Annotated in this window: 12 protein-coding genes; all 12 read left to right on the top strand. The window is 45.9% G+C overall.

What is annotated here, in order from left to right:
• The first annotated feature begins 490 nt into the window (after nt 1–490).
• The 12 genes from prsT to GURA_RS11975 all read left to right on the top strand — a co-directional run bounded on the left by prsT (nt 491) and on the right by GURA_RS11975 (nt 15,604).
• Nucleotides 491–3,088 (top strand): XrtA/PEP-CTERM system TPR-repeat protein PrsT, encoded by a 2,598-nt coding sequence (prsT, locus tag GURA_RS12030; protein ID WP_232279028.1) that lies wholly within the window; start codon nt 491–493, stop codon nt 3,086–3,088.
• A gap of 150 nt (nt 3,089–3,238) precedes the next feature.
• Nucleotides 3,239–4,600: a TIGR03013 family XrtA/PEP-CTERM system glycosyltransferase gene (locus GURA_RS12025; RefSeq protein WP_011939238.1), complete on the top strand. Its 1,362-nt coding sequence runs from the start codon at nt 3,239–3,241 to the stop codon at nt 4,598–4,600.
• 14 nt (nt 4,601–4,614) lie between these two features.
• Nucleotides 4,615–5,463, top strand: coding sequence for a polysaccharide biosynthesis/export family protein (locus GURA_RS12020; RefSeq protein WP_011939237.1), 849 nt, complete (start codon nt 4,615–4,617; stop codon nt 5,461–5,463).
• A gap of 41 nt (nt 5,464–5,504) precedes the next feature.
• On the top strand, nt 5,505–7,028 hold the full coding sequence (locus GURA_RS12015; protein ID WP_011939236.1) for an XrtA system polysaccharide chain length determinant: 1,524 nt from the start codon (nt 5,505–5,507) through the stop codon (nt 7,026–7,028).
• 51 nt (nt 7,029–7,079) lie between these two features.
• Entirely contained in the window at nt 7,080–7,907 is an 828-nt protein-coding gene (locus GURA_RS12010) for an XrtA-associated tyrosine autokinase (RefSeq protein WP_011939235.1), read from the top strand.
• Between the two features lie 107 nt (nt 7,908–8,014).
• Nucleotides 8,015–9,187 carry an XrtA/PEP-CTERM system-associated ATPase gene (locus GURA_RS12005; RefSeq protein ID WP_011939234.1) on the top strand — a complete coding sequence of 391 codons (1,173 nt, stop codon included), beginning with the start codon at nt 8,015–8,017 and terminating at the stop codon, nt 9,185–9,187.
• 73 nt (nt 9,188–9,260) lie between these two features.
• A complete protein-coding gene (locus GURA_RS12000) occupies nt 9,261–10,517 on the top strand; it encodes a TIGR03016 family PEP-CTERM system-associated outer membrane protein (protein WP_011939233.1) in 1,257 nt (418 codons plus the stop codon).
• 47 nt (nt 10,518–10,564) lie between these two features.
• Entirely contained in the window at nt 10,565–11,446 is an 882-nt protein-coding gene (locus GURA_RS11995; protein WP_011939232.1) for an XrtA system polysaccharide deacetylase, read from the top strand.
• A 139-nt stretch (nt 11,447–11,585) separates the two neighbouring features.
• Complete coding sequence (locus GURA_RS11990; protein ID WP_011939231.1) at nt 11,586–12,434, top strand: ABC transporter permease; 849 nt, start codon at nt 11,586–11,588, stop codon at nt 12,432–12,434.
• A 183-nt stretch (nt 12,435–12,617) separates the two neighbouring features.
• Nucleotides 12,618–13,883, top strand: coding sequence for an ABC transporter ATP-binding protein (locus GURA_RS11985; RefSeq protein WP_011939230.1), 1,266 nt, complete (start codon nt 12,618–12,620; stop codon nt 13,881–13,883).
• Between the two features lie 144 nt (nt 13,884–14,027).
• Complete coding sequence (locus GURA_RS11980; RefSeq protein ID WP_041245422.1) at nt 14,028–14,846, top strand: GNAT family N-acetyltransferase; 819 nt, start codon at nt 14,028–14,030, stop codon at nt 14,844–14,846.
• 29 nt (nt 14,847–14,875) lie between these two features.
• On the top strand, nt 14,876–15,604 hold the full coding sequence (locus GURA_RS11975) for an acetyltransferase (RefSeq protein ID WP_011939228.1): 729 nt from the start codon (nt 14,876–14,878) through the stop codon (nt 15,602–15,604).
• The last annotated feature ends 6 nt before the right edge of the window (nt 15,605–15,610 follow it).

Here is a 15,610-nt window from a genome sequence, read left to right as displayed (position 1 = left end):
GGCAATATCCGCAGTTAATACTTTGTTTTTTGCTTAGAGCAGCAACGAAATAGCGCGCATGTGGCTCATGATCCCTCTCCAGATGCCGTATTAGGGTTCAGTTGCCTTGTCTTGACAAAGAGCCATATTGCGGTAAAAATATATTAAATATTAAACAAATATAATTAATTAGATAGGTGGTTTGGGGTAGTTGTTGAATACGATATCTGGTTCATTTACTCAGCACCATACAAAACTGTATGACTTGAGACGTAAACTGTCATAGTTAAATATATTATGCTGTTAAATTCGCACCAATTGTCATTGCATTGACAAAATACACAAAACAAACGTTTGTTGGATGATGATCGGCTTTACTATACACATACTTGCTTATTCGGATAGATCATCAGATACATTCGCTGCGCTACGAAGGCATGATCAGAAGATTGATAACCGTTATTACTATTAATCGTTATCGGATAGCTGATTAATGAAGAATTGATTGTTTGTGGAGGGTATTGCTTTGTATAAGGTAATCATTATAGCCATTGTATTATTTAATATCGCCGGCTGCAGCGGTAAAACCAAGGAGGAACTTTACGCAAAAGGCGTCAAGCAGATAAATGATGGAAATCCGAACGGTGCCATAGTTTTCTTGAAGAACGCGCTGGAAAAGGACCAGAACTATCTTGATGCCCGCTATCAATTGGCAAAAGCGTATGTGGCTGCCGTCAAATATGAGCAGGCTGAAAAGGAATTCCAGAAGGTTCTCAGACAGAACCCCTCTCGGGTCGAGATCATGCTTGATCTGGCAAGGATCTATAATTCCAGTAAAAAGCCGGATTTGGCAATTGATGCAATGGGCAAATATTTGAAGTCACATCAACAGTCGTCTGAAGCATTAGAGATAATGGGCATAGGGTACGCGCTTAAAAACAGACTCGATGAAGCCGAGAATTACCTGCTTCAAGCGCTGAAGGCGGACCCACGAAGAAGCGGCGCTAAACTTGATCTCGCCGGTATATATATTGCCTGCGGCAGAGAAAAGGACGCCAGGCAACGGCTTGATGAAATTATTAAAGTCGATCCCAAAAGCAGCAGGGCTTATTACATGCTCGCCGGCCTTGAAAATTCAGTCGGTAATAAGGACCGGGCGCTTGAGATATACCAAACCATCCTGAAAATCAATAAATTCGACACCAGCGCCATTTACAAATCAGGTCTTATATACATAGATAAAGGGGAACTCGACAAGGCTGAAAAGCTGGCTGCTCATCTTTTGCAGAATTATCCGAACCGGGCTGATGGTAACAGGCTGAAGGGGCTTGTTTGTTATTACAAGAAGAACTATACAGAAGCGATAGCCGCTCTGCAAAACTCTCTTAGAACGCAGCCCAACATGGAGGCCTATTATTTCCTGGGCCTCAGCCTCTACAATCGCGGCGAATTTGAAAACGCGCTCAGTCAGTTTCGGATAATCCTGGACTATAATCCCTCCTTTATTCAGGCAAGACTCCTTACCGGCGTGATCCTTCTCAAACAAGGGCGAATTGACGATTCAATCAGCGAAATCGGCAAGATCCTGCAGCTTGATGACAGGCATGCCCTTGCCCACAACATCCTCGGCAGCGCCTATATGGCAAAGGGTATGAGTGAAGAGGGAATGAAAGAGTTCAGCAGGACTACGGAACTTGATCCGAAGATCATCGATGCCCATCTAAAAAAAGGAATATTTCATCTAAGCAAAGGGAGAACAAAGGAAGCCGAAACCGACCTGAGGACAGCGGTTCAGGTAGCACCGGAAATCCTGAATACCCGCTTGATACTCTCTTCTTATTATCTGCGCCAGAACGACTTTACAAAAGCGTTATCCGCAATAAGTGAAGGTCTCGGTGGAACAAAGAGCGACGCTGTTCTTTACAACACGATGGCGTCAATCAAGTTTACCGAGAGAAAACCGGACGATGGATTGAAATTACTGCAAAAGGCAAAGCAGACGGACCCGAACTTATATGCTACCTATTTCAACCTGGCAACCTATTTTGCAGCAGTAGGCGAATATGAAAAGGCGCTTAATGAATATCGGACGGTGCTGCAGCATGACCCTGCCAATGTCAAGGCATTGATGTGCACGGCGGCGCTTTTTGATATGAAAGGACGTGAGAATGAATCCCTCGCTTTCTATAAAAAAGCAAAGGAAACTAAAGCTCCCGTCGCCTTTCTTGCCCTGGCAAATTTTCACTTGAAGAAAAACGAGAACGGCAACGCCCTCACTGTGCTTAATGAAGCGATAAAGACCATTCCGCGCAATACAGCCGCACTTGAACTGAAAGGGCGGATCTATCTTCAGGAGAAAAAATATAAAGATGCCATAAAGGTTTTCGATGATATCGAGGCTATTTCTCCCGATCTTGGTTTTCGTTTAAAAATCGATACCTGCGTGGTGATGAAGGATTTCTCGAAAGCCGTTGCGCAGGCCCGACGTTTTATAACAATCAAGCCGAACTCGGCTTACGGGTACATGGTGCTCGCTTCTGTTTATGAAAGACAGAATAACGTGGATCACGCCCTGGATGAGGTGAAGAATGGTCTTCGGGGCGACGGGAAAAACGTTCAGGCGATCCTGATGCTGGGAAACCTTTATGCCAAAAAAGGAGATAATAACTCGGCAATGAAGGCTTTTGAAGAGGCTGTAAGCAAAAAACCGGATTTTGCTCCGGCGTATTTTGCACAGGGAGCGCTTTTGGATGCAGCAGGCAATAAGAGAGAAGCGATAAAAAAATACCGCGAAGCACTGGAAAAATCGGAAGACTTTGTTCCGGCCCTGAATAATCTTGCCTATTTGTATGCTGACGGCTACGGCAGTAAACAGGATGCAGTCAGGTTGGCGGTGACGGCTTTCAAACTGGATTCCGGGAATCCGGCCATAATGGATACGTTGGGTTATGTTCTTTTGAAAAATGGTCGTAATGCCGAGGCGCTTAAACTTCTGGAGAGGGCGGCCCGCCTTCTCCCAGCTGATGCGAACGTTCGGAATCATCTTTTAGCGGCTTTCAAGGCAAACGGCGATCAGTCAAAGACAAAGCAGCAACAGACTCTGCATTAGTCCCGTAGAAAAATTATTTGCATGTTTTTTGCGAAGAATTTTTCGTGAAGGGACTTATCCCGTTCATCGGGGTTAGGATGGGTTTTTTGAGGAAAATCAGGAAATGGCTGCTGCCGGTAGAACCGGGCCGGCGGAAAAAAGGGATTACAGATGAGCAAGAGAATTTTACTGCTCTTAACAGGCGACATAGTGGTGGCAATATTTGCGCTGCTTACAGCCTTTTTAATCCGCTTTGGCGAACTGCCGGCTCCGGGTGACCTTACGCGCACAGGAACAGTGAGGGTGATCATATTTGTTTTTATTATGATTTTCTCGTCGTTCTTTGTCGAAATATATAATCTTAACCGGTATTTGGGGGGTAAGGAAAGCGCCGCAAGAATTTCCATTTCTCTGCTTATTTCGTTGTTCATCCTATCATGTTTCTATTTTATGGCGCCACTTTTCGTGTACGACGGGATGGTGCTGATATTTTCTCTCTTTATTTTCGGCACTCTCCAGTTAGCCTGGCATTATCTCTGTTACATCAGTTCAAGGTTTTCAGGTTTCTCCAGAAGGGTCCTTGTTTTGGGTACCGGTCCGCTGGCGCAGCAGATAGGGAACCTTATAGCTGCGGGCAACCAGAACTATGTGCTGTCCGGTTATGTCAACTGCGCCAGCGAGCCTCTGGATGTCCCTCCACAAAACATAGTAGGGAATGAAGAAAGGCTCTATGAGACGGTGATGCGTGCAAGGGCGCATAAGATTGTCGTGTCGTTGTCGGAACGGAGGGGAATTTTCCCGTTACAGGACGTGTTGAGCTGCAAGCTTAGCGGAGTCGAAGTCGTTGATGCGCCAACCTTCTATGAGCAAGTGACCGGCAAGCTTCTTATCGAAAACATTACTCCAAGCTGGTTTATTTTTTCACATGGTTTCAGGGTAACCGCTCTGCTCCGGTATTTTAAGCGGATGATCGATTTGATCAGCGCTATCGTTTTGTTGCTGCTGTTTTTGCCGTTCTTTCCGATTATTGCCTTGCTCATAAAGCTGGATTCGCAAGGGCCGATCCTGTTCAGACAGGATCGGGTCGGAGAAAAGGAAAAGAAGTTTACCCTTTACAAGTTCAGGACCATGGGGGTGGATGCGGAGAAGGATACCGGGGCTGTCTGGGCCAAGGAACATGACCCCCGGGTGACACGTTTAGGTGAAATCTTACGCAAGAGCCGGATAGATGAAATTCCTCAACTGTTCAATATCCTTGCGGGTGACATGAGCCTTGTTGGGCCGAGGCCGGAGCGCCCGGAGTTTGTAAATAAATTGAAAGAGATCATTCCATTCTATTCGGAACGGCATTGCGTCAAACCTGGGGTAACCGGCTGGGCACAGGTACAATATCCATACGGGGCCTCGGTTGAAGACGCCATAGAGAAGCTTCGTTATGATCTCTATTACATAAAAAACCTCAGCATGGCTTTTGATTTGATGATTGTTCTTGAAACGGTAAAAGTGGTTTTGTTCAGGCGGGGGGGCAGGTAAGAGGGGGAAAATGTATGAAACTGAAATTGATTACGCTCTGTTTAGCATTGCTGATTCCTTACATTGCCATTGCCGGAGATTACATTATCGGCGAAGGTGATGGTTTGGACATTTCCGTATGGGGGGTCAAAGAACTTAATGTGACGGTGAGGGTACGGCCGGACGGTAAAATAACCATCCCCGGGCTGGGTGATGTAAAGGCAACCGGCGTTACACCGTTAGAACTGCAGGCAACGTTAGGCGCGAAGTTCAAGGAGCTGGTAAAAAATCCTATTGTGACGGTGTCGGTCCGCGAGATTACCAACAGTAAAGTCTATGTTTTTGGTGGCGGCGTCAATTCCGGAGTATATGATCTTAATCGGCGCACGACACTTCTCCAACTCCTGTGTGTTATCGGCAATTCTACAGTCAGTGGCGCTGCCAACCGCAATACTTCGGCTGGAGCCGGCGCCAAAGTTGCGGATTACAAAAAGGCATATATCCTCAGAAATGGCAAAAAACTCAAACAAGATTTTTACAAGTTGTTCGTTGATGGAGATGTTAGCGAAGATATTGTCATTGAAACAAATGATGCCATCTTTATCCCGCAACTACTGGAAAAAAACATTTATGTTCTCGGCGCGGTCAATACCCCGAAGGTCATCGAGTACCGTGAAGGCATGACTATTATGGAGGCAGTTCTTGAGTCCGGGGGGTTCACTAAATTCGCTAAACAGAACGACACCGAAATTCTTCGCAAGGATGGCAAAAAGGAAATATCCATTTCGATAAAGGCAAAAGATCTGATTAATGACGGTGATCTGGAGCAGAATGTCAAATTGAAGCCAGGTGATTACGTTGTTGTTAAAGAAGGAATGTTTTAACTTATTTCAGTAATAATAGTGCAATTTCGAGCGGAGTTGTTATGTCAACTACAAATGAGTTGGATTATAAAAAATACTTGATGTTGATTGATAAAAAAAAGAAGCTATTCATAATAACAGCACTTGCAATTATGACAGTAATTACAATTGTAAGTTATTTTTTGCCAAGAAAATACGAGGCCAAAAGTACTGTTTTTATAGAAAAAAGCGTAATCAGTGATCTTGTTAAAGGGATTGCAATAACACCATCAATGGACGAAAAAATAAAAGTCCTGAACTATGCAATAACCAGCCGCACGCTTTTGCTCAAGGTTATTGACGATCTTGATCTGAATGTCAACAAGCAGAATGATGCACAACTGGAAGAGTTGGTTGCCAAGTTTCAAAAAAATACAGTTATAAAACTAAAAAATGACGAGAATTTCTTCATAATCTCATTTACCAATGAAAATCCGCGACTGGCGCGTGACTATGTTAATACCCTTGTCAGACGTTACATCGAAGAAAATGTTTCTTCAAAAAGGGAAGAATCCTATGGTGCGACAAAATTTCTATCTGAACAGATTGAAGTGTATAAGGAGAAAATGGACAAAGCCGAGGCGGAAGTAAATAACTTCAAGATAGGCAAGATGGGTGTCATTGCAACTGATCCGGCGACCCTTCAGAAAGAGATCAATGATGCTCAGCAAAAAATCGACGACATGCGGTTAAAGCGGGCACAGCTTGAATCATTACGTATTCAGATCAAAAAAAACAATCCTCTGCAACAAAAAATGCTGTCATTACAAAAAAAGCTGGATGAAATGCTTGTCGAGTACACAGAGAGTTACCCCGAAGTAATCAGGGTGAAAACCGAGTTACAGGCGGTAAAAGAGCAGTTACGCAACAGAAACACGGGTTTCGATATGTCTCCTGCCGAAACTCCTGATTTAGACAGGGTTGAAGCCGAATTGAAGGCGCTGAAGGCGGCTGAAGCAAATCAGTATGTTATTATCTCGTCCACCCGTTCGCTGTTGCACAACATCCCTGTGGCAAAGGCGACATTAGAACAACTGGAAAGAGATAAGAACAATCAAAAAAACCTTTACGAACAGCTTGTCACCAGGCATGGCCAATCTGAGGTTTCCAAGCAGATGGAAGTCCAGGACAAGGCTACAACCTTTAGAATCGTTGACCCTGCTATTATGCCGATTAATCCGGTCAGCCCGAACAGGGTCAATATCATCCTCATGGGGATAGGTGCAGGACTGGTCATCGCATTCTGTCTCCTGATGCTTTTGGATTATCTCGATCAATCGGTAAAAAACGTGGACGCCCTCAAATCCTTTGGTCTACCGATTCTTGCAATCATTCCCAAAATGCAGAACCCGGTTGAGCTCCTGTTGCAGAAAAAAAAGAATGTGAAGCTGTACGTGATTGCGAGTGTCTATTTTTCCCTCATCCTCACAGTCTTGCTGTTAGAGGTATTAAACAGCTCATTATCCAATACTTTCATTGATTCTATTGAGATTAAACAGTATCTGCCTGATCTTATGAGTCAAATTAAATATCATGGCGGCAATTAAATATCTTCCGACTCCAATGTGTTGCCATTGCCCAAGTATTGAGAGGATGTCATGAGTAGAATTGAAGAAGCACTTGAAAAAGCGGCGAGGTTGCGCAGCAGCGAAAGAAGCAACGTAACGGTCGGGAAAACTGTTGCTACAGCAGTTCATGTTCCACCGCTGCCGTCGTCACCTGCAGCTGCAAAAATTGAAAATCCATTTATTGTTACGGTTAACGATCCTCACACCCCGGCTGCGGAGGAGTACAGGAAGCTTAAATCAATTCTTGTCAAGCTCACCAAGGGAGAACATTTCCAGAATACGCTGATGGTTACCAGTTCTGTGGGTAGTGAAGGGAAAAGTCTGACCGCCCTCAATCTTGCAGTCAGTCTGGCGCAGGAATACGATCACACTGTGTTGCTGGTGGACGCGGACCTGAGGAAACCATCGATTCATCAATACATTGGACTCGATCCAAAAGTTGGCCTGGCCGAATGTCTTCTGGACGGCGTTGATGTCGGGGAAGCAATAGTAAATACCGGCATAGGCAAGTTGTCAGTACTGCTGCATGGAAAGACGATTCGTAATCCGGCGGAACTCTTTTCGTCCCTGCGGATGAAAGAACTTGTCAAAGAGCTGAAGCATCGCTATCCGGACCGGTATATTATTATTGATACGCCGCCTGTTCTCCCTTTTGCTGAAACCAGATCCATCAGCACCCTTATCGATGGGATCGTATTTGTTGTCAAGGAAGGCGCTGCATCCTTGAATGATGTGAGTGACGCAATAGCAGCACTGAAGGGAACCAACCTTTTGGGAATAGTTTACAATGAGGCCAGTATCGACGGCTTCAACGATCGTTATAATTATTATTACCGATATGATGCTGAAAAATGGTAGTCGATATGAAGATCAGATATCCGTTTGATTTTGTCAGATTAACAGCACAGAAATAAGGCAAAGTTCAATACAAAGCATATCCCAATAGTATTTATGTCGGGGACATCATGTACGAATCATATTTTAATCTGACAAAAAAACCGTTTGATCTATTGCCTAACCCTGAATTTATTTATCTGAGTAAATCTCACAAACGTGTTTTGTCATATCTGGACTACGGCATAAAAGAGAGGGCAGGATTTATTCTCCTTACGGGTGATGTTGGTTCCGGTAAAACAACAATTATCAGGGACGTAATCAATAAAAAACACGATAAGGTTATTCTTGCCAAGATCTTCAATACCAGGGTCAACTCTGATCAGCTTATCTCCATGATTAACGATGATTTCGGGTTGCCGGTGCAGGGAAAGGACAAAATTGAATTACTGCGGGACTTGAATGCTTTTCTGATTAGTCAGTATGCGAAGGGGAACCAGCCAACGCTTATAATCGATGAGGCGCAAAATCTAAATTCCAAGCTGCTGGAAGAAGTCAGAATGCTTTCCAATCTTGAAACCGATAATGCCAAACTTTTGCAAATCATTCTGGTCGGACAACCTGAATTGAGGGAGACCCTTAAGCAGCCCGGGATGCGTCAATTGCGCCAAAGGCTCAGCATCAACTGTCATTTGCAGCCATTATCCTCCACCGAGATCGAAGAATACATCCTTCACAGGCTGGAAATTGCCGGAGACCGCTCTGCGGTGGTCTTCGACTCAGAGGCGCTGCATCTCATCTACAAATACAGCAGAGGCGTTCCCAGGCTGATTAACATAATCTGTGATTTTCTCATGCTTTCAGCGTGTGCAGAGGAGACAAAACGACTTGATGGAGATATGGTTCATGACATTATAGTTGACCTTGATTTTGAAAACCAGTACTGGGAGTCGAAGATTGAAAATGTCAAGTCGGTGGCTAATCCTGCTGATTACATGTCAGCCACGCCAACAAGCGTTAATGATACGGAACTTGTCCCGGTGTTGATTGATGTAAGAACACGTCTTGAATTGCTGGAAAAAGAATCAACAAAAATCAACTCGAATATATTGACTGATATCGGTAATAAAATTAACTCAATACAGAATTTCATAAAGAGCTATCGCGAAGAAACTGACCGCTCCATCGGAGAATTAAAGAAAAAGATGGATACATCTATTGTAAAGCCTGTTCATGGCGGTCTTCCCAAAGATGACGAAAACCCCAATAAAATAAGTCTGATCAGGAGAATATTTGGTAGTTAGTACATTACATAGTGTCAGCGGAATGAATGATTACACCATTAGACAGGTAAAACAATGAAGCAATTGACTTTCCATGAAATTTACTAAATTTAAATTAAAAACACAGTTTGTTTGCTGCTCCTTTTTTGTTTCAGTTGCAGTTCTGATGTTTATTGCCAGTGCTGAAGCAGCTGAATTTGCAATCAGACCAAGCATTGCCATCAGTGAGGAATTTACCGACAATGTTTTTGAGACCGGGGTTAATAAAAGGAGCGATTTTATAACACGAGCCATACCCGGTATAGATTTGAAATACAGGGCGCCGGTATTGGAATTGGATTTGGGGTATAACTTTGACTATCGCTATTATATACGTCAAACCCGGAGTGACGACAACACCCATTACCTGAATACGAGAGGGCATATCTCTCTTATCGACAATTTCTTTTTTCTCGATGTCACTGATAATTATCAGCGGGTTTCGCTGGATATAACCAGGGACGTCACCAGGGAAAGTCTTTTTGTCGATCAGTCGGATCAGAACATAGTGACCGCGTCACCTTTTTTCGTCATCAGACCTACAACGCAGACAAATTTGAGGTTTGGTTATCGCTATGTGAATACCTGGTACAAAAGCCCGGCTGCTTTTGATAGAACCGACCATATCGGTTTCGCTGAGGGAACTTATAATGTTTCGCCTAAAATCAATGTCACAGGCGGCTATACTTTTACCAGAGATATTGCACCAGTAGATGATTATAGCAAGCATGACGTATATCTGGGGTTTCGCTATGAGTATGCGGATATTTCCTTTTTATTCGGGCAGGGCGGAGGGACATGGATTAAATACAGTAAAGACAGCACCTTTATTGCTCCATTCTGGAATGCAGGTATCAAACACCAATTTGGCAGCGTTACCGCCACGATCAATGCCAGCGTCAGATATTATGAGGATCCGCTCAGAAGAACTACTCAGGAAACAAGCTATTCGGGCGCCGTCGACAGGGATTTTAAAAGAGGAAAGGTCGGGATTTTTCTTTCATACGCTGAATTTGTTGATACGGAAATTGACAGATTGCAGACGAAGAGTTCAACGGCCGGCACGAGAGGCAGATATGAACTAATGAACGCTCTTGTGGCCAATCTCAGTTTTGAGGCTTCTAAATATGATCACAAGGATACAGGCAGTTATACCCGCAGGTTTTTTGTTGATACCGGGCTTAGTTATTCATTTGTCAAGGACTTAACCTGTTCTCTTTATTACAGGTACATCGACTACTATTCACCGGTGATTGTCACCGACAACAAGCAGATAAACAGGGTGATACTGGAACTCAGAAAAACATTTTAACAAAATGGGATACTGGTTGATATTCGTACTCGAAATCCGGGGTCTTCATGTACAACGCCCTTACCATTGATGTCGAAGATTACTTTCATGTGACGGCATTTGAACGTTACGTGAAAATCGAGGATTGGGACTGCTTTCCCCTGCGGGTGGTGGCAAATACCCATCGGATTCTTGACCTGCTGGAAGAATTTTCAGTGAAGGCCACCTTTTTCGTTCTTGGCTGGGTAGCGCAGCGTGTTCCTGGATTGGTACGGGAAATCATGCAACGGGGGCACGAGATCGCCTGCCACGGTTATTGCCATGAGCTGGTATACGCTATCGGCCCTGAGAGGTTTCGCAAGGACGTTCGCAGGGCTAAGGGGCTCCTCGAAGATATTACCGGTGTTCCGGTCTGCGGCTACCGTGCTCCGAGCTATTCCATTACCGGAAAGTCGTTATGGGCACTCGATATTCTGGTCGAGGAAGGTTTTACTTATGATTCCAGCATCTTTCCCATTGTCCATGACATATACGGGATTCCGGGGGGGGAACGATTCCCCCATGAAATCGAGACTCGGGCGGGGAAAATAAAAGAATTCCCAATCTCCACCTTTCCCCTGCGGATAGGATGGTGGCAATATCGGCTGCCGATTGCCGGCGGCGGATACCTGAGACTTTTCCCTGCTCCACTGGTAGGGCGAGCCATAAACTATATCAATACCTGCGAAAGTCAGCCGACAGTAGTCTATTTCCATCCATGGGAAATCGATCCGGACCAGCCCCGCATTCGTGCCGGATTAAAATCTCGTTTCAGACATTATCTGAATCTGGATAAGATGGAATCGAAAATCAAATATCTATTAAACAGCCTGAAATTCCATGCCATCCAGGACGTATGGAACTTGAGCGGCAACAGAATTGAAAGAACATCAGATGAATTGTCAATGTAAGGGCAGAAACGACTCGATGAACGATACGTGAAACCGATGAATTTGGCCGAATCGATTTCGTCCGGCAGAGTGAACGCGTATGAAGTTGAAATCCAATTGCTGTCCAATATGGGATTCCATCGAATAAATGGTGCGCAATATGGACTTAGCGGCAGGAAATACATCAAGAAAGCCTTCAGTGGTAATCCAGCCTCGCAAGGGACTGTTTCAGCTTGATCTGACAAGTGTCTGGCAATATCGTGAAATGCTTTACTTCCTGGTTTGGCGGGATGTGATAGTACGTTATAAGCAGACGGCGCTTGGAGCCGCTTGGGTGATCTTGCAGCCTCTGATCACCATGTTGATATTTACCCTGATTTTCGGCAACTTCGCCAAGATTCCCTCGGATGGGATACCATATCCTGTTTTCGCTTTCAGCGCTTTGCTTCCATGGTCATACTTTTCTCAAGCTTTGGCAAAGAGCTCAAGCAGCGTTGTCAACAGCTCCAACCTGGTTACGAAAATATATTTCCCTCGATTATTGATTCCCCTGGCCGCTTCGGTTTCACCCGTGGTCGATTTATTCTTCTCGTTCCTGGTTCTCCTGGTTCTGATGGCTTGGTTCAACATTGCGCCCACGTGGGGTCTGTTGGCTCTGCCTCTTTTTCTGGGCCTTGCAATAATGACAGCTCTGGCCGTGGGACTTTGGACCTCTGCACTTAACGTGAGATATCGGGATGTGGGCAATATTATCCTGTTCTTAAGCCAGGTCTGGATGTACGCATCACCTGTAGCATACCCTGTAAGCATGGTTCCGGTGAAGTGGAGACTGCTCTACAGTCTGAACCCGATGGTCGGGGTGATAGAAGGTTTTCGTTGGGCTCTCCTGGGAAAGGAAAGCCCGGATTTTATGTTGATGGCAGTGAGCTCATCCGTCGTATTGGCGTTATTGGCAGGTGGAATTGTTTACTTTAAACGGATGGAGCAGACTTTTGCTGATGTTATTTAGGGACATAGAATTTCCTGATATACCGTTTTTGATTGTAGGGGCGAAGCTTCGCCCGCCTTTGTTGGCGTTGCGAACAAGGGCGAAGCACGATGAAGCCGTGCTGTCGCCCCTACGTGGTATATTGATAATTACCAAGTCCCTTAGTTTCTGCCCTGAAAGGCGCAGCTGTTCCGGGAATACTTTATGAGCGATATTACGATTCGAGCCGAAAACCTGTCCAAACGATACAATATCGCAACGGCGAAATATCGTTACGATACCCTATGTGATCAGCTTGCTGATGGCCTGAAGTCTGTCTTTCTCCGCAAGGGTCGATCCCATCTGGCTGAGAGAACATTCTGGGCTTTGAAAGATGTTTCCTTTGAGGTCAGGCAGGGTGAGATTGTCGGTATCATCGGGCAGAATGGAGCCGGAAAAAGCACGCTATTAAAAGTAATTTCCCGGATTACGGTGCCTACTGACGGCCGGGCCGAGATTTTCGGACGAGTCGGTTCCCTGCTGGAAGTGGGCACCGGCTTCCACCCTGAACTGACCGGCAGGGAAAATATTTACCTTAACGGCGCCATCATAGGTATGAAGAAGGAGGAAATTCGCCGCCGTTTCGACGCAATAGTCGAGTTTGCCGAGGTCGGTGAGTTTCTCGACATGCCCGTGAAGCGTTACTCCAGTGGCATGTATGTGCGCTTGGGCTTCGCTGTGGCTGCTCATCTTGAGCCGGAGATCCTCCTGGTGGATGAAGTCCTGTCAGTAGGTGACGCCGCTTTCCAGAAAAAGTGTCTGGATAAGATAGGTGATGCCGCAAGGGACGGGCGGACGGTGCTATTGATAAGTCACAATATGACTGCCGTAAATAGCCTGTGCAAGCGGGTGATATGGGTGAACGGCGGCAAGATCGTCGAAGACGGACCAACTGCACAGATTGTGACAAGGTATCTGGCAACATCAGTGAAGGGCATGGATTTGTCCGAAGAGGTTTGGAATGACGTAAATGATGCACCCGGTAACGATATGGTGCGGCTCCACCGGGTGCGATTGCGGCGTCAGGACGGCTGCCTGTCGGACCCCCTGACGATGCAGACGCCGTTTCAGGTGGAAGTGGAATACTGGAATCTGGCAGCCGATACGCATTTGCATACAACCCTGCACCTTTATACCGCAGAAGGGATCATTGCGTTTACTACGTGCAACCTGAACAATCGTCCCTTGGCAACCGGTTTGTATCGCAACGTATGCTATTTCCCCGGCGACTTGCTGAATAGCGGTTCACACCGGTTTGTCGTGCTGGTTGTAAAAGATGGAAGCTCCGTCATCTACAGCCATGAAAGCCGGGTGTCGTTCGACATATTCGATGTGAGAGAAAGACAGGGCGTCTGGTACGGCAAAGAGCCGGGCGTTGTGCAACCCGTGCTGGAATGGAAAATGGAATACCTTGGTGGATTCAGCGATTAAAAGCATCGTCGTAATCGCATTGGATAGCTTATGACTATTGCGAGGGGAGTTGAGAGAGTGACCGGATACATGCATCCCTGCTACGCAGAATCGTTGTCGGAATTCGGCACACCACGAGAACTCCTTCGATGCAAGGGGTGGGTGTTGGAGCGCCCCATACCGGGTTTAACCGACCGCGATGCAATGTGCTGTTACCCTCTGTTTGTCTGTCAGGATTGGTATCAGCTTCATTCGGATCTGGAAACTCTCGAAATCGAGCTGGTAAGTCTGGCGCTGGTGACAGACCCCTTTGGTGAGTATGACAGAGACTATTTGAATCGATGCTTTGAGCATGTCGTTCCGTTTAAGGAGCATTTCGTAGTCGATCTCAATCAGCAGACGGATAACCATGTATCAGAACATCATCGACGGTATATACGAAAAAGCCTTCAACATGTAACCGTAGAGCTGTGCGAGGAGCCAATCGACTTTATAGATGAATGGGCAGCGCTTTATCAGGAATTGATTCTGAGACACGGTATCAAAGGGATAACGGCATTCTCAAAAGAATCATTCGCCAAACAGTTGTCCGTGCCCGGGTTGGTAATGTTCCGGGCGGTATCTGATGATAAGACCCTTGGGATGCTGTTGTGGTATGTGCATGGCGATGTGGCTTATTACCATTTGGGCAGCACCAGTCCCCGTGGACTCGAATTGCATGCATCGTTTGCACTGTTCTCTTTCGCCTTGAAGTATTTTGCCGACAACGGTCTGCGGTGGCTGGAACTCGGGGCCGGCGCCGGCATCGGTGGCGATGGTACTGATGGCCTGACCCGATTCAAGCGCGGCTGGTCAACCGGGACACGGACTGCCTATTTTTGCGGCCGGATCTTCGACCCTGAACGATATGCGCAGATCGTAAAAGCCAAGGGTATGACAACTACCGATTATTTTCCGGCCTATCGAAAAGGAGAGTTCGCGTAGAACTTTCGCAGTCGGAGGAAGGGATTACCATGGATAGAGTAATTATATTTGGCAATGGTCAAGAGGCGGAAATGAATTACATCTATCTGACCCACAGTTCCCCGTATGAGGTTGCTGCGTTCACCGTAGACCGGGCATACATCAAAGAAGACAGGCTTTTGGGACTACCGGTTGTCCCTTTCGAGAATATCGAATCAATATATCCACCAAACGAGTACAAGATGTCTCTTCTCATCAGCTACAGAAAGCTGAACAGGTTACGGGCGGAAAAATATGATCAGGCGAAAGCAAAGGGATATGAGTTGATAAGTTACGTCAATCCGAAGGCCGTTACCTGGCCCGGGTTGGTCATCGGTGATAATTGTTACATCGCCGAGAATAGTGTCATTTGTCCTTTTGCCGAGATCGGGAATAACGTATTCATAGGGGCCGGCAGCCTGATCGGGCATCACTCCGTCATCAAGGACCACTGTTTCGTCGCCCCTCATGCGGTTATTTTAGGTTCCGCTACCATAGAGCCGTATTGCTTGATCGGGGCTAACTCGACCATCAGGGATGGAGGGGTCATTGTTGCCAGAGAATGTATAATCGGCGCCGGCGTTTCAATAACTGCGGATACCCGGGAAAAGGGGGTATACATCAATAGAGCGGCTGAATTACTGCCTAAACCCAGTAATGAACTGAGTACATGGCTGACGTGGTCTGTGAAATCGCATAACCCCGGGATGGGCACCGGGTCGCAAGAAAGCGGGAAGTAAGTAGTA

Source organism: Geotalea uraniireducens Rf4 (assembly GCF_000016745.1).
Taxonomy (GTDB): Bacteria; Desulfobacterota; Desulfuromonadia; order Geobacterales; family Geobacteraceae; genus Geotalea; species Geotalea uraniireducens.
Note: the sequence above shows the minus strand (reverse complement) of the source record. Positions and strands in the feature narration are given on the sequence as shown.

Excerpts from the sequence above, each read along its gene's own strand:
- GURA_RS12025 (WP_011939238.1), top strand. The coding sequence starts at position 3,239 with ATGAGCAAGAGAATTTTACTGCTCTTAACAGGCGACATAGTGGTGGCA.
- GURA_RS12020 (WP_011939237.1), top strand. The coding sequence starts at position 4,615 with ATGAAACTGAAATTGATTACGCTCTGTTTAGCATTGCTGATTCCTTAC.
- GURA_RS12015 (WP_011939236.1), top strand. The coding sequence starts at position 5,505 with ATGTCAACTACAAATGAGTTGGATTATAAAAAATACTTGATGTTGATT.
- GURA_RS12010 (WP_011939235.1), top strand. The coding sequence starts at position 7,080 with ATGAGTAGAATTGAAGAAGCACTTGAAAAAGCGGCGAGGTTGCGCAGC.
- GURA_RS12005 (WP_011939234.1), top strand. The coding sequence starts at position 8,015 with ATGTACGAATCATATTTTAATCTGACAAAAAAACCGTTTGATCTATTG.
- GURA_RS12000 (WP_011939233.1), top strand. The coding sequence starts at position 9,261 with ATGAAATTTACTAAATTTAAATTAAAAACACAGTTTGTTTGCTGCTCC.
- GURA_RS11995 (WP_011939232.1), top strand. The coding sequence starts at position 10,565 with ATGTACAACGCCCTTACCATTGATGTCGAAGATTACTTTCATGTGACG.
- GURA_RS11990 (WP_011939231.1), top strand. The coding sequence starts at position 11,586 with ATGGACTTAGCGGCAGGAAATACATCAAGAAAGCCTTCAGTGGTAATC.
- GURA_RS11985 (WP_011939230.1), top strand. The coding sequence starts at position 12,618 with ATGAGCGATATTACGATTCGAGCCGAAAACCTGTCCAAACGATACAAT.
- GURA_RS11975 (WP_011939228.1), top strand. The coding sequence starts at position 14,876 with ATGGATAGAGTAATTATATTTGGCAATGGTCAAGAGGCGGAAATGAAT.